The 16,622-nt window shown below is 36.7% G+C and carries 16 protein-coding genes; 11 read left to right on the top strand and 5 right to left on the bottom strand.

Translation table 11 applies throughout. The features are described 5' to 3' along the window. Positions 1-398 precede the first annotated feature (398 nt). The gene (gene tnpB, locus I573_RS08395) at positions 399-1,517 is read left to right on the top strand and encodes an IS200/IS605 family element RNA-guided endonuclease TnpB (RefSeq protein ID WP_016252706.1); all 1,119 of its coding nucleotides are present in this window, start codon (positions 399-401) and stop codon (positions 1,515-1,517) included. Positions 1,518-1,601: 84 nt separating this feature from the next. Continuing rightward, positions 1,602-2,333 carry a hypothetical protein gene (locus I573_RS08390; RefSeq protein WP_016185445.1) on the top strand — a complete coding sequence of 244 codons (732 nt, stop codon included), beginning with the start codon at positions 1,602-1,604 and terminating at the stop codon, positions 2,331-2,333. Positions 2,334-2,432: 99 nt separating this feature from the next. On the opposite strand, the gene I573_RS08385 is transcribed toward I573_RS08390, so the two are convergent. The 4 genes from I573_RS08385 to I573_RS08370 form a co-directional block, all read right to left on the bottom strand. After that, positions 2,433-3,122, bottom strand: coding sequence for an N-acetylmannosamine-6-phosphate 2-epimerase (locus tag I573_RS08385; protein ID WP_016185446.1), 690 nt, complete (start codon positions 3,120-3,122; stop codon positions 2,433-2,435). Positions 3,123-3,149: 27 nt separating this feature from the next. After that, entirely contained in the window at positions 3,150-3,671 is a 522-nt protein-coding gene (locus I573_RS08380) for a hypothetical protein (RefSeq protein ID WP_016185447.1), read from the bottom strand. 148 nt (positions 3,672-3,819) lie between these two features. Then, positions 3,820-4,845 carry a hypothetical protein gene (locus I573_RS08375; protein WP_016185448.1) on the bottom strand — a complete coding sequence of 342 codons (1,026 nt, stop codon included), beginning with the start codon at positions 4,843-4,845 and terminating at the stop codon, positions 3,820-3,822. 189 nt (positions 4,846-5,034) lie between these two features. Continuing rightward, complete coding sequence (locus I573_RS08370; protein ID WP_016185449.1) at positions 5,035-5,391, bottom strand: hypothetical protein; 357 nt, start codon at positions 5,389-5,391, stop codon at positions 5,035-5,037. A 96-nt stretch (positions 5,392-5,487) separates the two neighbouring features. Here I573_RS08370 and I573_RS08365 point away from each other — a divergent pair, with 96 nt between their 5' ends. The 4 genes from I573_RS08365 (at position 5,488) to cls (ending at position 11,522) form a co-directional block, all read left to right on the top strand. Next, on the top strand, positions 5,488-6,159 hold the full coding sequence (locus I573_RS08365) for an aspartate/glutamate racemase family protein (protein WP_016185450.1): 672 nt from the start codon (positions 5,488-5,490) through the stop codon (positions 6,157-6,159). Beyond that, positions 6,156-6,659, top strand: coding sequence for a GNAT family N-acetyltransferase (locus I573_RS08360; RefSeq protein WP_016185451.1), 504 nt, complete (start codon positions 6,156-6,158; stop codon positions 6,657-6,659). The genes I573_RS08365 and I573_RS08360 overlap by 4 nt, the downstream gene beginning before the upstream one ends. Before the next feature lie 618 nt (positions 6,660-7,277). Continuing rightward, positions 7,278-9,920 (top strand): alanine--tRNA ligase, encoded by a 2,643-nt coding sequence (alaS, locus tag I573_RS08355; protein WP_016185452.1) that lies wholly within the window; start codon positions 7,278-7,280, stop codon positions 9,918-9,920. 135 nt (positions 9,921-10,055) lie between these two features. Continuing rightward, positions 10,056-11,522, top strand: a complete 1,467-nt coding sequence (cls, locus tag I573_RS08350) for a cardiolipin synthase (protein WP_016185453.1) — start codon at positions 10,056-10,058, stop codon at positions 11,520-11,522. A gap of 40 nt (positions 11,523-11,562) precedes the next feature. On the opposite strand, the gene I573_RS08345 is transcribed toward cls, so the two are convergent. Then, on the bottom strand, positions 11,563-11,970 hold the full coding sequence (locus I573_RS08345; RefSeq protein ID WP_016185454.1) for a ribonuclease HI family protein: 408 nt from the start codon (positions 11,968-11,970) through the stop codon (positions 11,563-11,565). A gap of 68 nt (positions 11,971-12,038) precedes the next feature. Here I573_RS08345 and I573_RS08340 point away from each other — a divergent pair, with 68 nt between their 5' ends. The 5 genes from I573_RS08340 (at position 12,039) to I573_RS08320 (ending at position 16,458) form a co-directional block, all read left to right on the top strand. After that, the gene (locus tag I573_RS08340) at positions 12,039-12,428 is read left to right on the top strand and encodes an EbsA family protein (RefSeq protein ID WP_016185455.1); all 390 of its coding nucleotides are present in this window, start codon (positions 12,039-12,041) and stop codon (positions 12,426-12,428) included. 118 nt (positions 12,429-12,546) lie between these two features. Then, positions 12,547-14,214, top strand: a complete 1,668-nt coding sequence (locus I573_RS08335) for a formate--tetrahydrofolate ligase (RefSeq protein ID WP_016185456.1) — start codon at positions 12,547-12,549, stop codon at positions 14,212-14,214. Positions 14,215-14,384: 170 nt separating this feature from the next. Then, complete coding sequence (locus I573_RS08330; RefSeq protein WP_016185457.1) at positions 14,385-15,074, top strand: CBS domain-containing protein; 690 nt, start codon at positions 14,385-14,387, stop codon at positions 15,072-15,074. An 18-nt stretch (positions 15,075-15,092) separates the two neighbouring features. Next, the gene (gene lspA, locus I573_RS08325) at positions 15,093-15,560 is read left to right on the top strand and encodes a signal peptidase II (protein WP_016185458.1); all 468 of its coding nucleotides are present in this window, start codon (positions 15,093-15,095) and stop codon (positions 15,558-15,560) included. Beyond that, on the top strand, positions 15,550-16,458 hold the full coding sequence (locus I573_RS08320; protein ID WP_016185459.1) for an RluA family pseudouridine synthase: 909 nt from the start codon (positions 15,550-15,552) through the stop codon (positions 16,456-16,458). Before lspA ends, I573_RS08320 begins: the two co-directional genes overlap by 11 nt. The last annotated feature ends 164 nt before the right edge of the window (positions 16,459-16,622 follow it).

Genomic DNA, 16,622 nt, shown 5'->3' with positions numbered 1-16,622 from the left:
AAACGACAACGTAGGGATAATAAACCCAAGCGTGAACGTGGTGAAAACAGAAAAAATTCGTTAGATAGCATAAGGTTAAATCCTAAGTGCTTACACAATCGAAAATCAGCAGCCAAGCCTAGAAATAGGAAGGTTCAACGACTATTCCTCTTGAGGGAAGTACACACAAGCGTGTGGAAGTGGTTTCGCCTGAACAAGTAAAGTTGAAGGATAAGATATAGTCTGTGCTTGCATGAAAGTGTAAGAAGTTCATCAGAGAACTGCATGGGGATTAGCGAACCTGTGTGAACAAACTCTACATGATAAAGTCAAAATAAGGGTTAATATTTATGCTTACATTTAGGATTCTCACACCGATTTTAGTATACTTAGGGTATACAGCAAGGAGGTGTACAGATATGAAAAAAGCCCATAAAATCAGAATCTATCCGAATTCAAGACAGGAAATCCAAATTCAAAAAACTTTTGGTTGTGTCCGGTTCTACTGGAATTTTTTACTCGACCAGCGAATTACCAACTACAAGCAGAAAAAAGAAAATCCTGAATATATTGAAAACAAACTGACCTATGCTGGACTGAAAAAGCAAGAAGAATTTGCTTGGTTGAAAGAAATTGAAGCACAACCTCTAAGTCAAGTAAATATGGATTTGAATAAAGCGTACAAAAATACGTTCAACTCTAAATTTGGATTTCCTAAATTCAAGAGTAAAAAATATTCTAAGAAGTCCTATCGAACTGCCGTAGGCATGAAAGTCAACGGTCGTTACTTCTATGTGTCTAAAGTAGGTTGGGTCAAGATGGCAGAAGAATTACGTTTCAAAGGTAAATTAATGAACGTCACGATCAGTCAATCAAAATCAGGGAAATACTTTGCGACATTCTTAGTGGAAACAGAGAATAGTTTGAAAGAACCTGTAACAAATAGCATTGGATTAGATTTAGGCTTAACTCATTTCTGTATCACATCCGCAGGAGAAAAAATCGACAATAAACGATTTTATCGTTCTCTTGAACAACGGTTGATACGTGAACAACGAAAACTTTCAAAACGTTTAGAAGTTGCGAAACAGCACAATCGCAAATTAGATGAATGTCGCAACTACCAAAAACAAAAAGTAAAAGTGGCACGTATCCATGAGAAAATCGCGAACCAACGTATGGATTTTTTACATAAACTTTCTTCACGACTAACTGATGAGAACCAAATCATTTGTGTTGAAGAGTTGAATGTAAAAGGGTTGGTTAAAAATCATAAATTAGCGAAGTCGATTTCAGATGTATCTTGGAATGAGTTCGTTCGACAATTAGACTATAAATGCCAGTGGAAAGGTCGTACTTTAGTGAAAGTCGACCGATTTTTCCCAAGTTCACAACTTTGTTCTTCTTGCGGTCATAATGATGGCAAAAAAGAGCTAAATATTCGTGAATGGGTATGTTCACATTGTGGAACACTTCATGACAGAGATATTAATGCAAGCATAAATATTAAAACCGAAGGACTTTCGGGGCTAGCTTAGTCAATTTGCGTCCGTTAGGGTGTATTACCTAAGAACCCCATGACTTTAGTCGTGTGGAGTGTCAGAAAATTAAAAGAAGTGACAATGATTCAATCAGGCATTAGCAAATATAATGTATATGATGAAGGGGAAATCTATTTTTATTTGTTATTGATTCAGATGAAGACGAAAATTTATGACTCTGAAGAAGTAAGAGAACGTATTTTAAATTACCACGAAAAAACAAATTCAGATATTTTCCGATTGACTACTCAATGTGTTGAGCTGTTTAGTCAATATTTTTTTCCTATTCCTAAAAATCGAAATGGATTTATTTTTATTTATTTATTTTGTGCCAATCTATATTGCCGTATTTTTCGTCATGTCACTGTGGATATCGATGGATATATTCTTTCAGAAGATCAAGTGGAACATAAAGAGTTGATTATTAAAATCAATCATTTTTTAGATTCGCTATACGATCTAACTAAAGATCCCATTTTTTTAGAAAAGGAATATCTAATAGGCAAATATTATATGTTAGTAAGTGCTTTTGAAAATCCTATCCATTATGAAAAGCAAATCAATATTTTATTGGCTTCTGATTTACCTTTATTAATTCGCAATCAGCTAAAGCGAGATTTATATAATTACTTTGATCGGAAATATAATATTTATTTATGTGAGCATATAGATGAGTGCGGTCATGTTGAAATTATTTTGACTAATTTACCTTCAACTTATCCTAATCAACGAGTATGTGCGATTGATTATCCACTAAGTGAATACAATTTTAAAATTATCGAGCAAAACATCGCACAAGTCTGGAATGACTAATCGATGTTACTAGTTTATATATGGCTAATTAAAAATCCCATAAAGGAACAAACTAAAAACCTACACGTATCTTTTCTTAAATGAAAAGATACGTGTAGGTTAATTTAGTGCTTGGATAAATCGTTCTGCAATCTCTTGAGGACGAGTAATGGCTCCGCCAACTACAATACCAGCAACACCTAATTTTTGAATTTCTTTAGCTTTCTCGGGTGTATGAATACGGCCTTCTGCAATGACAGGAATTCCTTGATCCAATAATGCCGTAATCAAGTGAATGTCTGGTTGTTCTTGTTTTGGACTGTACTTTGTATAGCCACTTAGCGTCGTGCCAATAAAATCAACACCAGCTTGAAAGGCGTTTATCCCTTCTTCTAAAGTCGAAATATCTGCCATTAACAACTGATCAGGATACCGAGTTTTAATTTGTCTGATAAATGAATTTATCGTTTGTCCATCATGACGAGGGCGTAGTGTACAATCCAAAGCGATGACTTCTACTTTAGTTGCAACCAATTCGTCTACTTCCTTCATCGTCGCCGTAATGAAAGGTGCTTCAGGTGGATAATCTCGTTTAATGATCCCAATAATCGGTAAATTTACTTGGGCTTTGATAGCTAAAATATCGCGAACAGAATTGGCTCGAATTCCCACTGCACCAGCTTTTTCTGCTGCTTTTGCAAAATAAGGCATCAAGCTTTTTTCTTCTGTATAAAAAACTTCTCCGGGTAAAGCTTGACAAGAGACAATCAAACCTTGTTTGATTTGAGATAAAAACTGATCTTTATCCATTTAACATACACTCCTAAATTAAACGACTTATTTATTTTTTTCGAATAAAATCGATTGTTCCAATAAAATGATATCATCTGTAAAAAACTGATCAAGCTGATCAGGCTGTTCTTTAATCTGTTTCAAAATGCTAGGATCATCGGTTCCAACAAATAGACCAGTATTTCCATCTTTGATTACAGAGTAGGGGATATACGCATTATATCGTTTCGTACTAGGGATCTTCGTTGTTTGCTTGAAATTTGAATCACTGGTTGCAGTTAACTCAATCAAAAATTCTTTTTCTTTTGCCGAAAAAGTTGTAATCAACGTAGTCTCTTTTGGTAAATTGAATGATTTTGTTAATACTTCATCTTGTTGCTCATGAGAAATTAAGTTATTTGCATGGATCTTTACTGTTTCGTTAAGAGAGGGTGTCACATAGTAGTGCCCATCTTGATAGGATATCGTCGCTTTTTGGTCTTCGTGATGTCTTAAGGTATAAAAAAGACCAAGAATGATTAACACAATAAAAAATAAACTGATAAAAATACCTTTTTTATAAAGCATAACTTCCTCCTTCGTTATAGTTACATCTAGTCTATCATGAAAAGGCTTAAAATAGTAAAAGGAAGAAGGGAAGAAGGGAAGAAAGCGAAATAAAAAAAGAGCTACCCAAAAGAGTAGCTCTTTTTTTATTTGATTGGTTTAGCTTACATTAATCTCTAGGACGAGCTAATGATGCACCAAACATCCCAGCAATTGAAGTGATGATTAAACCTAAGATCATCGCTACAAAGCCCCAAATTGATGCTTTAGCTGTTGTATCTGATACGTCGTCTGCAGTTTGTTTTGCTTCTTCAACAGTATCTTTGATTTCTGATTTTAATTGATCTACATTTTCACGAGCCATATCGAGTTGTTTTTGTGCTTCGGAAGAGGCTGTTTGTAATTGATTGTAAATGGTATCTGTAGCTTGTTGTGCTTCTTCTTCAGAAAGCTCAGTGTTTTTTGAAACAGCATTTGCGATTGCATCACGGTCAACAGAATCCCCGATTTTTTTCGCTTTTTCTTGTAATGAATCTGCAGTTGTATCGATAATTTTATCGGCATCGTCTGGATTTTTTACGATTTCTTTTCCTGCATTTGTAATTTCATCTGTCGCTTCGCTTAATTGATTTTTTAAATAATCTGGTTGTAATTCCGCAACGTCAGTATCTTGTAAGTACTTTGTTACATTTGCTTGTAAGTCATCTGTATTCACTGATCCAACTTCTTTAGTTACAGTGTCAAAACTTTTTGAAATTGCATCACCTGTTGCTGAAGCGACACTACTAGCACCATCTGTTACGGTAGACGTAACGTTTCCAAGTAGAGAACCTACTGCTGATAGTGTAGTGATGGCAGTAAAGCTCACGATTAGTGTCACAACCATCATACTTGTAGCCCAAGTTAAAAATCCATGCATCCAACCGACTTTTCGAGCCGCTACTCCGGAAATAAATCCAGCAAGACCTAAAGAGACAACTAGTGTCACGATCGTCCAAATCAGTAAACCTGTTCCTACACCGTCAAATGGATCTTTTGCTGTAGGATCGACTGCACCAAAACCAATAGCTGAGCCGATCAAGCCAAATGTCATAAAAATAGCAAAAAATGAAATGACTCCTGCAACGACGGATCCCCACGAAATGTTGATTCCCGCCTCATTTGGTGTAAAGTATTCGTTTCTTTTGTGTTCCATTTCTATCACCCTCCAATAAATTAATCCATTCATCTGAAACGCGTATTATGAATGGCCCCTAATAGAGAAAATCTCTAACTACTATTAAGATAACATGGATTTGTTATAAATAGAAAATGAAATGCCTGTAACTATTTAAACAACAAGGTTTATTTTTGAAACACTTTAAATAAAATAACGTTAGTTAATTTATTTAAGTTTCATCAACTGAGTTAATCCAGCATCTTGTTCTTTTCCTAAAGTAAGGATTGTTTTAGGAATTAAAAATCGATAGGAAGTTTTGTCACACGTTACTGTCCATTTTACCTGAATCCCGAATGAACGAAACTGATTATTTGAAAGCGTAGTCCGCGGATAGATTTTTGTTGCAATTACACGGGTTTGAAAAAAATTTAAAAAAACCAAAACAAGTTGTGTATCATTAAGTAAAATCACAACATGGCTACTAGGACTAGCAAAACTTTGAGACGTCGCGATACAACGAACGTATTCAGGTAGAGGAAATTCTTGGGTAAGTTGATTTAAATTTTTTCTCGTATAAAGCATCTCCTATATACTCCTTTATTTTGATTTGTAACTTTTTTTATTCTACTATACTATATAAAGTACTAGAAAAGTTAGGATAAAGAAAGGAATATTGATATGAAACTAGCCATACTTGGCGGAACAAAAATTGATACCATGATGGGATGTCATTTATTCGAAACACAATTGTCTTGTCAAACAAGTGCATTTCCAGTTTCTCATTCTCCACAAGAGCAAACCAGATTCCAAACGTCTTCTTTAGAGGTGAAACAAAACACCATATTGAACCTCCTTTTTCAAGCAAAAGAAGAAGGTTGTCAAGCAGTGGTCGTCTATTGTAATTCGTTAAGTGCTAGTCTTTCGTTTGCTCGTCTTGAAAAAGAAGTGCAGCTTCCGATCATTACACCATTTGCGGCTTACCAAAAATTAAAGAATCGAAAAATTGGGATTCTAGCTGCTAACGCACAAGGTGCTGCGGGAATCGAAAAAGAAATCATTCAACATAATCCAAACGCTACGGTCTATAGTATGACAAATCTAGATTGGGTAGAGGCAGTAGAAGCCAAAAAATCTCCTGAGTGGATCCTTCATTATACTGGACTGCTTGCATCGATTGATTTTTTTGAACAAGTTGATGTCGAATGCATCCTGATTGGCTGTACACATTTTCCTTATTTTTTATCAGTTTATCAAGCAAACACCACACTTTTATGCATAAATCCAGACGACTATTTACTCGAAAAAATACGTACGTTGTCTTTTAAAGGAGAGAAAGGAGAGAGGAGATGATTACACTCGCTACAACAAAAGATATACAAGATATTGCCACGCTATATAAATCATCTTGGCAAAACACCTATAAGGAACTAGTTCCAGAAGACTACTTACAGTCTTTATCGACTAAAGAGATCCAGACCAAATGGCAGCTTTTTTTAGCAGACGCCCACACATCGCCGAACATTTATCTCTATCGTGATCATAACCAACTATTATTGGGATTCATCGCGATTAAACAAGAGCGACATATTGGAGAGATCTATGCACTATATGTCGCAAAAGAAGCTAAAGGCAAAGGAATCGGGAAATTATTATTTCAAACAGCCATGACTTATTTTGAAACGTTACGTATCGGACAAGTCAGAATCTGGGTCATGCAAAAAAATTATCCTGCTGTAGCATTTTACCAACATCTTGGAGGCATATTAGAACAAACACGTACAAGTACATTTGATACCTATACAGTAATCGATGAAGCCTATCGCTTTGATGTATTTTTATCAAATACTTAACTGAAGAGAGGGGGGATCATTACAAAAAAATATATAAAGAAAATATATAAAGAATATCAAACTCAGCATGTAGATAATGAAGACTTTTTGGCATATATACTTCATCGGAAATTAACAGGACTACAAAAAACAGTTCTTTTTGTTCTTCTTTGGATACTATTTTTACGCTTTGCTTATGATTTACGTGTTATGTTTAGAGTATTTGAAATTATAGTTGCTTCTGTTTTAATATGGGGGCTCTACCGATTATTTCGGGTTATGCTTTCTTTAATAAAAAAATAATTTAGACTATATGTATAAAATAAAAAAAGACACTATTTTTTTCGTGATTTACTTGAGAAAAAATTGACTTTTTATAGACTCTTCGCTATACTTCAAACGTAAAGGATAACATCAAAGGCAATGCGTTTTACAGAGAGTTTTCGCTAGGCTGAAACGGAAACAGACGGATCTTAAGATGGCTCCCTTTGTCCAATCGGTTGAAAAACCGACGTGACTTCGCGTTAAGAAGAATGAAGAGGTAATGATCAACATCATTGCAAACAAGGTGGTACCGCGTGTAGACGTCCTTGTCTGCAAGGGTGTTTTTTTATTTGAAAAAGAAAGTAGGAATAGAAGATGAAACAACTTACTAGTGCAGAAGTCCGCCAATTATTTTTAGACTTCTTCCAATCAAAAGGACATACGATTGAACCAAGTGCTTCACTTGTTCCAGTAAACGACCCAACTTTATTATGGATCAATTCAGGTGTTGCAACACTGAAAAAATATTTTGATGGTTCTGTTGTACCAGATAACCCACGGATTACCAACGCTCAAAAATCGATTCGTACAAACGATATCGAAAATGTAGGACGTACAGCACGTCACCATACGATGTTTGAAATGTTAGGGAATTTTTCTATTGGGGATTATTTCAAAACAGAAGCAATTCACTGGGCTTGGGAATTTTTAACTGATCCTAAATGGTTAGGATTTGATCCAGAAAAATTATACGTAACGGTTTATCCTAAAGATACCGAAGCAAAACGCATTTGGGCTGAAGAAGTGGGCTTGACAAAAGAACATATCATTGAAATCGAAGATAACTTTTGGGATATCGGTGCCGGACCAAGTGGACCAGATAGCGAGATTTTTTATGACCGTGGAGAAGCCTACAATGATTTAGCAGAAGACGATCCAGAAAATTATCCTGGTGGCGAAAATGAACGCTACTTAGAAATCTGGAACTTAGTGTTCTCTGAGTTCAACCACAAACCAGATGATACGTATGAACCATTACCACATAAAAACATCGATACGGGAATGGGTCTAGAGCGCGTAGTTTCTATTATTCAAGATGCACCCACAAACTTTGAAACTGACTTATTTATGCCAATTATCCATGCAGTAGAAGAATTAGGTAGCAATGTAAAATACGGCGATAGTCCAGTAACGAACGTATCGTTTAAAGTTATCGCTGACCATATCCGTGCGTTATCTTTTGCGATCGGTGATGGCGCGTTACCTTCAAATGAAGGCCGCGGTTATGTATTGCGTCGTTTATTACGTCGTGCGGTCATGCACGGGAAAAAATTAGGTATCGAACAAGCTTTCTTATACAAATTAGTTCCAGTAGTGGGTTCAATTATGGAAAGTTACTATCCTGAAGTCTTAGCACAAAAAGATTTTATTGAAAAAGTAGTTAAAAATGAAGAAGAACGTTTCCACGAAACGATTAATGAAGGCTTAGACATTTTAAACCAAGTCATTGACCAAGTGAAAGCCCAAAATGGTACGACACTTGACGGAAAAGATATCTTCAAATTATATGATACGTATGGCTTCCCAGTAGAATTGACAGAAGAAGTCGCACAAGAAGCTGGGCTAGAAGTCGATCATGATGGCTTTGAAGTTGAAATGCAAGCACAACGCGACCGTGCACGTGCTGGCCGTAGCAAGGAAACATCAATGGGTATTCAATCGAATTTACTTACAGACCTTAAAGTCGAAAGTACTTACGTTGGATACGATGCACTTGCAGCAAAAGGAAAATTAGTGGCGATCATCCAAGAAGAAGCATTAGTCGATACAGTAAAAGAAGGTACCGCGCAACTTATTTTTGATACGACACCATTTTACGCCGAGATGGGTGGACAAATCGCCGATAAAGGAACGATCTACAATCTGCAAGGCGATATCGTTGCGTACGTCTTAGATGTAAAAAAAGCTCCAAATGGTCAGTTCTTACACAAAGTCGAAGTCGTGATGCCATTAGCGATTGACGAACAGTATACACTAGAAGTCGATGAAGCACGTCATCGTAAAATTACAAAAAACCATACGGCAACGCATTTATTGCATAAAGCCTTAAAAGAAACACTAGGCGATCACGCAAACCAAGCTGGATCATTAGTGACACCAGAGCACTTACGCTTTGACTTTACGCATTTTGGTCAAGTGACACCAGAAGAATTGGTTCAAATGGAACGTATGGTCAATGAAAAAATCTGGGAAGCACTTCCGGTGACGACAGTCGAAACTGATATCGAAACCGCGAAATCAATGGGCGCAATGGCCTTGTTTGGCGAAAAATATGGTCAAAACGTTCGTGTGGTCAATGTATCGGATTGGTCAATTGAATTATGTGGTGGAAACCATGTGGAGAATACGGAATCGATCGGTTTATTCAAAATCGTTTCAGAATCTGGAATCGGTGCAGGTGTACGCCGAATCGAAGCGGTGACAAGTACAGAAGCATATGAACAATTCCGTGAAGAAGAAGAACGCGTAAAAGCTATTGCGGCTCGATTGAAAACACCACAAGCGAAAGAAGTCGTAAGCAAAGTAGAACAACTACAAGCACAATTACGTGATGTTCAAAAAGAAAATGAACAATTAGCAAGTAAATTAGCAAGTCAACAAGCTGGTGATATCTTCAATGATACAAAAGAAATCAATGAGATGTCAGTCATTACAGCTGAAGTTTCAGTCAAAGATATGAACCAGTTGCGTCAATTAGCCGATCAATGGAAACAAAAAGCTGCTTCTGATGTATTGGTATTAGCTAATGCTGCAGATGGAAAAGTTAGTTTGCTTGTTGCGATGTCAAAAACTGCAAACGAAAAAGGTTTAAAAGCTGGTGATCTTATCAAATCAATCGCTCCTTTAGTTGGCGGTGGCGGTGGTGGTCGTCCAGATATGGCACAAGCTGGTGGGAAAAATCCTGCTGGAATCAAAGACGCACTCGCTCAAGCGGAAACATTTATTGAACAACAGTAGTTTTGTTATTTGATTCTGTTCTATATCCTTCTTTCTGGAAGGATATAGAATTTTTTTATGTTATAATCTTAGCAAATCTATTTTTCTCTAGTTAAGAAGAAATATAGGCTATTTTGTAGGTATGGGGGTAAAGATATGAGTATAAAAATGGATATGAGCGTGGTATATAGCGTAATTATCGCATTGATTGTATTGAATACGATCGGTGCATTTATTACTGTTTTTCGTCGACCGCGTTCGATCGCTAGTGTATTTGCATGGATGATGGCATTGGTATTTTTACCTGTAATTGGATTTATTTTGTATTCATTTTGTGGTCGCGGTATCGATGGTGAAGCGATTTATTTGATGAAAGATAAACATAAAAAGCGGATTCATACTATTGAAGAAGAAATTACAGCACATAATCAACAATTTCCAATCAAAATCAAAGATGCTGAAGCGCGTTTATTACGCAATTATTTTTATAATGTAGAAGAATCACCTCTATCAATGGGGAATGATGTGACCTTTTTTACAGATGGAAAAGAAAAGTTTGAGCATTTATTTGAAGATATACGTGCTGCTAAAGATTCTGTCCATGTAGAATACTACGCTTTTTTCAATGATAAAATCGGCAATCGTTTTTTAGATGAATTAGTCAAAAAAGCAAAAGAGGGCGTAGAAGTTCGCTTGATTTTTGATCCATGGGGCGGAAAAACATCCATTAAGTTCTTTAATCCTTTGGTAGAAGCTGGTGGTGAAGTGTTAGCCTTTATCACTTCACGCAATTTGATTCGTAAAACCCGATTAAATTATCACTTACATCGAAAAATCGTAGTCATTGATGGGAAGATTGGTTGGACTGGTGGTTTTAATGTGGGTGATCAATATCTCGGTGAAAGTAAAAAATTTGGCTATTGGCGAGATACACATGCACGTATTTTAGGAACAGGGTCGTTTGGATTACAACAAGTTTTTTTAAAAGACTGGAACGCTTCAGTGAAACATGAAGCACAAGAAATGGAATACGAAGGACGTTATTTTGTACTACCAGAACCTGAAGAAGTCGGTGATGTGACATTGCAAATCGTCAGTGATGGACCAAATCGTGAGGAACAAGTACTAAAAGGTGGCTTTATAAAAATGCTGCTTGGAGCTGAAAAGCGAGTGTGGATTCAGTCGCCTTATTTGATTCCAGATGATCCAATGATTGCGGCTTTGGTCATTGCTGTAAAATCGGGTATCGATGTTCGTGTGATGATTCCTTGCATGCCAGATCATCCATTTATCTATCGTGCTACGCAATATTATGCGAATTATCTTCAAAAACGTGGAGTCAAAGTCTATATCTATAACAATGGATTTATCCATGCTAAAACGATGATCATGGACGATACGATCTCTAGTTTTGGTACGACCAATCAAGATATTCGAAGTTATGAATTGAACTTTGAAGTAAGTGCTTTTGCATATAACCATAAAGTCAATGAGGAATTGGCTGCGATTTTTGAACGTGATATGGAGCAATCTACTTTATTGACTACTGAAATGATTAAAAAGCAATCTCGATGGTTGCGATTTAAACAAAACTTTTCACGCTTATTGTCTCCAATTTTATAAATCCAACAAGTCTAGAGTTACACGATTTTAGTGTTTTACTCTAGACTTGTTTTAGTCTTTTGGATAAGCCTTGTCTAGCAAGATGGTCGGCACCTTTATTTTTCGCTTCAGGAATCCAATTGATAAAAATCAATAGAAACATTTGTAATTTTTCTTTAATTTCTAGTAAATATTTTTGATATTCTGAATTCTTAGCATAGTCTTTTTCGATCGTTTGCGCTAAAATCTTACTGTCGGTATAAATCATAATCGTTTTATCAGTTAGATTGTGCGCAATTAGATACTCTAGTGTATATAAAAGTGAGGCAAACTCTGCTTGATGATTGGTTAAATCTCCATTTAACGCAAAAGCTTGTTGGATATGCAGTGTTTCTCCTGATAGCACAAACCCGCCACCACTTGGTCCAGGGTTTCCTTTGGTCGATGCATCGACATGAATCGTTAACATAAACTCACCTCATTTTTTATTACCACTAGTATAACGAAAAAAAGCAAAAGATTGAAAGGAATTTATCCATGAAAACAAAATTTCGTTGGCAACCTGAGCTTGCTTTTTCTTTAATTTATTGGTCACTTACTGGATTTCTCTTTTTTTTCAGTTGGATCATGGCACTAGAAAATACAAAACCTTATCCTACGAGCTTATTGGTTACAGCTATCTCGTTACTCTTTTGCTATTTAGGCTATCGTAGAAAAATGATCCTTACCGAAAGTCAACTTGTGATCATGTATGCACGTTTTTGGAAAAAAACGGTCATTCCGCTTGAAACAATCGAAAAAATCACCCTTGATGGTGCACACTTGATCATTGAAAGTCATCAATTGACCTGGGAAGGCAGGTTACGTAAAACAGAACGTCGTCGATTGCTGGAATATTTACAATTGAATCTATCTGTAAAGGAGTGAATTCTCACTCTTTTTTTATTTATCGCCAAATTTTCCTTTATTTTTTATGTTTTTTACGATAATCTACTAATGAAAGAACAAAAAAGTTCTGAATTGTTCGTGAAATAGGGGGATGTACATGAAGTCAGATATTGAAATTGCACAGGAAGCCAAGATGCTACCGATTATAGACATTGCACAAAAAGTTGGATTTTCTGAAGATGATTTAGAACAATATGGAAAATATAAAGCAAAAATCACGTATGAAACGATTCAAAAAGCAGAAGGTCAAGATCAAGGAAAACTAATCTTAGTGACTTCCATCAATCCAACACCAGCAGGGGAAGGAAAATCTACTGTTAGTATCGGCTTAGCGGATGCCATGAACCGAATCGGGTATCAAACAACTTTAGCACTTCGAGAACCCTCTCTAGGACCTGTTATGGGGGTTAAAGGTGGAGCGACTGGAGGAGGTCGTGCTCAAGTCATTCCAATGGAAGACATTAATCTACATTTTACAGGAGATATGCATGCCATTACGACAGCCAATAATGCATTATCAGCGTTATTAGACAATCATATTCAACAAGGCAATGAACTTGGTATTGATACGAGACGAATCACATGGAAACGTGTCGTCGATCTAAATGATCGCGCCTTACGTCATGTAGTTGTTGGACTAGGGGGCCCAATGCAAGGTGTCCCTAGAGAAGATGGATTTGATATTACCGTAGCCAGCGAAGTTATGGCGATTTTATGCTTAGCGACTTCGTTGACCGATTTAAAAACACGTCTAGGTAAAATCGTGATTGGCTATACGGCAAAAAAAGAACCTATTACCGTAGCTCAACTAAAGGTTGAAGGTGCACTGACATTATTATTAAAAGATGCATTAAAACCCAATTTGGTTCAAACCATCGAAGGAACGCCTGCTTTTGTTCATGGTGGTCCATTTGCCAACATTGCACATGGATGTAATAGCATCATGGCTACAAAATTAGCCTTAGCTACAAGCGACTATACAGTGACAGAAGCTGGATTTGGAGCTGATCTTGGCGCTGAAAAGTTTTTAGACATCAAAGTTCCAAATCTAAATAAGGCTCCTGATACTATTGTGATCGTCGCAACGATCCGCGCATTAAAAATGCACGGCGGATTAGCGAAAGATTCTTTAACACAAGAAAATATCCCTGCTTTAGAAAAAGGCTTTGCCAATCTTCGTCGTCATATTCGTAATATGTCTCGGTATACGATTCCAGTGATTGTGGCCATCAACGAATTTTCAAGTGACACGAAAGCTGAGTTCGAGACACTTACCACACTATGCCAACAAGAAGGTGTTCCTGTAACCCAATGTGCCGTTTGGGAAAAAGGTGGTGCCGGAGGAGAACAATTGGCACGTGAAGTCGTACAATTGACTCAAGAAACGAAGGCATTTACTCCACTTTATTCTCCGCAAGATACGTTACTTGATAAAACTGAGACTATCGCAAAAACGATTTATGGAGCAAAAGAAGTTAATTTGAGTCCGAAAGCTGAAAAACAGTTAAATGATTTTATTGCCTATGGATGGGATCACTTGCCTGTATGTATGGCGAAAACCCAATATTCATTTTCAGATGATCCAACAAAATTAGGTGCTCCTGATCACTTTTCATTGACGATTCGAGAATTTGTGCCTAAATTAGGTGCAGGATTTATCGTTGCCTTAACAGGCGATGTGATGACGATGCCCGGTTTACCTAAAGCTCCCGCAGCGTTAAATATGGATGTTACAAATTCCGGACAAGCAATTGGCTTATTTTAATGGATGTTTGACTTCTTCGTACTTTACGGAGAAGTCTTTTTATTAACAAAATAAAATTATGGTAAACTAAACAGTTGTGAAACAATAAGAATTCAGGGATTGTGGTTTTCATTCTGATTAAACTAAGCTATACTAATTGAGCAGATCACATAAAAAAGGAGGCTTTTCTGATGGCCGAAGCCGCTCAACTATTTTTAAGTAGTTTTAATCGTATCGAAAAATGGTTGCAACAAAAAAATCCAACTGACCAAAATCTTGGATTTAGTCAATTGGTGCGTATTCTTTCAGATAATCCACATTTACCAGTTAAAAAATATGAAGCGGATTTATTGCAAATCTCACAATTACGTAATGCGATTGTTCATGATCAAATCGGCGATGATTTTATTATTGCTGAACCAAATGAATGGATCGTCAATCGGATTTTAACCATCGAAAAAGAATTAGCAGAACCTGAAACTGTTCTCCCGCGATTTAAAAAACCAGTAACTGGTTTTGAAATTGATCTTTCAGTCAAAGAGTTGTTAAAAATCGTCGCCGATAAGCGTTACTCGCAATTTCCGTTGTACAATAAAGGCCAATTCAAAGGGCTGCTTACCTTGCGTGTGTTAGGCTATTGGTTTGCAACGCATTTTGAGGATATCACGCCGGATCTAGAACATATTAAAGTAGAAGATCTTTTGGCAGTCGAGGGAAAGAAGAGTAATTATCGCTTTGTTTCAAGAGACGCGACAATCGATTTTGTTCAGCAGTTATTTAAAGAGCATCGCACGCTAGAAGCGATCTTGATTACAGAACATGGTGAACCAGATGGAAATTTAGAAGGAATCATTCGTCCAAGAGACGTGTTAGATTTATAATTAGAAAGAGAGAATGCTATGCTTATTTATCTTATTCTTGCTTTAGTTGTGATCGTACTAGATCAACTTGTAAAATATCAAATTGTCGCTCATTTAGCACTTGGAGAATCGGTTACAGTGATCCCTCACGTATTATCCTTTACTTACTTGCAAAATACAGGTGCTGCTTGGAGCTTATTTGAAGGGAAACAAACTTTTTTTACCATTATTACGATTATCGCCGTCGTAGTCGTTAGTTACTTACTCTATCGTAATCGTCATGGGCATTGGTTATTTTCATTAGGCTTAGCCTTGATTTTAGCAGGAGCTATTGGAAATTTTATCGACCGGATTCGTTTAGGATTCGTCGTCGACATGTTCCAAACGGAGTTTATTTCATTTCCAATTTTTAATGTTGCTGATATGGCACTATCGATTGGTGTTATTTTAATTTTTATTTATACGATCTTAGAAGATCGCTTGAAAGGAACACATTATGCAAAATGAACTTGAAGTTATCATTACCGATCAGACAGGGCGAATTGATAAAGCCCTAGCCACTACGTTACACAATCATAGTCGCTCACAAATTACACAGTGGTTAAAAGAAGGATGTGTATTTGTCAATGGGACAGTAAGCCGTGCGAATTATAAAGTAAAAAAAGGCGATCATATCCTAATTACTATCCCAGAAGTCAAAGAATTGACTTTAGAAGCACAAGATATTCCATTAGAAATCGTCTATGAAGATGAAGATGTCGCAGTGATCAATAAACCACAAGGAATGGTCGTTCATCCTTCAGCAGGTCATCCTGATCAAACGCTCGTCAATGCTTTATTGTATCATTTGACGTCTCTTTCTAGTATCAATGACGTGATTCGTCCAGGAATCGTGCATCGCATCGACAAAGATACATCTGGTCTATTGATGGTAGCGAAAAATGATCAAGCACATGAGTCATTGGCTCAACAATTAAAAGATAAAACTTCTTTACGCAAATATATCGCATTGGTTCATGGTTCGATTGGCCATGATAAAGGGCGTATCGATGCGCCGATCGGTCGTTCAAAAGTTGACCGTAAAATGCAAGCGGTGCGTGAAGATGGCAAACAAGCTGTTACACATTTTACCGTTTTAGAGCGTTTCGACCAATTTACCTTAGTTGAATTGCAGCTTGAGACTGGACGTACTCATCAAATTCGTGTACACATGCAATATATCGGCTATCCTTTAGCAGGAGACCCAGTATATGGTCCTAAAAAAACATTGAAAACAAATGGACAATTGCTACATGCGAAACTTTTAGGCTTTACGCATCCAAAAACCAATGAATCCATGGTTTTTGAAGCACCACTACCAAAAGCTTTTGAAGAAGTTTTAGAAAATCTTCGAAAAAACAGTTGATTTTTTAAAAAACAAAGGGTATAGTAAATACAAATCAAATAAGAAATTCCTTTAAAGATAGTCCCGTGAGGCTAAAAAGGTGTGAATTAGTCCTGTGATACATGCGTGTATCCACAGATCTAATTATTTCGGTGTATTGCGATACATCAATCTTCTGTCTACAA

Origin of the sequence: Enterococcus sulfureus ATCC 49903 (assembly GCF_000407605.1) — a bacterium.
Lineage (GTDB): Bacteria > Bacillota > Bacilli > Lactobacillales > Enterococcaceae > Enterococcus_G > Enterococcus_G sulfureus.
This window is presented reverse-complemented; position numbering and strand designations above follow the sequence as displayed.

Bases quoted from the DNA above. Each gene is read 5' to 3' on its own strand.
- I573_RS08360 (WP_016185451.1), top strand. From the start codon at position 6,156: ATGATTACACTCGCTACAACAAAAGATATACAAGATATTGCCACGCTA.
- I573_RS08390 (WP_016185445.1), top strand. From the start codon at position 1,602: ATGATTCAATCAGGCATTAGCAAATATAATGTATATGATGAAGGGGAA.
- I573_RS08365 (WP_016185450.1), top strand. From the start codon at position 5,488: ATGAAACTAGCCATACTTGGCGGAACAAAAATTGATACCATGATGGGA.
- lspA (WP_016185458.1), top strand. From the start codon at position 15,093: ATGCTTATTTATCTTATTCTTGCTTTAGTTGTGATCGTACTAGATCAA.
- I573_RS08385 (WP_016185446.1), bottom strand. From the start codon at position 3,122: ATGGATAAAGATCAGTTTTTATCTCAAATCAAACAAGGTTTGATTGTC.
- tnpB (WP_016252706.1), top strand. From the start codon at position 399: ATGAAAAAAGCCCATAAAATCAGAATCTATCCGAATTCAAGACAGGAA.
- cls (WP_016185453.1), top strand. From the start codon at position 10,056: ATGAGTATAAAAATGGATATGAGCGTGGTATATAGCGTAATTATCGCA.
- I573_RS08345 (WP_016185454.1), bottom strand. From the start codon at position 11,970: ATGTTAACGATTCATGTCGATGCATCGACCAAAGGAAACCCTGGACCA.
- I573_RS08340 (WP_016185455.1), top strand. From the start codon at position 12,039: ATGAAAACAAAATTTCGTTGGCAACCTGAGCTTGCTTTTTCTTTAATT.
- I573_RS08380 (WP_016185447.1), bottom strand. From the start codon at position 3,671: ATGCTTTATAAAAAAGGTATTTTTATCAGTTTATTTTTTATTGTGTTA.
- alaS (WP_016185452.1), top strand. From the start codon at position 7,278: ATGAAACAACTTACTAGTGCAGAAGTCCGCCAATTATTTTTAGACTTC.
- I573_RS08375 (WP_016185448.1), bottom strand. From the start codon at position 4,845: ATGGAACACAAAAGAAACGAATACTTTACACCAAATGAGGCGGGAATC.
- I573_RS08335 (WP_016185456.1), top strand. From the start codon at position 12,547: ATGAAGTCAGATATTGAAATTGCACAGGAAGCCAAGATGCTACCGATT.
- I573_RS08370 (WP_016185449.1), bottom strand. From the start codon at position 5,391: ATGCTTTATACGAGAAAAAATTTAAATCAACTTACCCAAGAATTTCCT.
- I573_RS08330 (WP_016185457.1), top strand. From the start codon at position 14,385: ATGGCCGAAGCCGCTCAACTATTTTTAAGTAGTTTTAATCGTATCGAA.
- I573_RS08320 (WP_016185459.1), top strand. From the start codon at position 15,550: ATGCAAAATGAACTTGAAGTTATCATTACCGATCAGACAGGGCGAATT.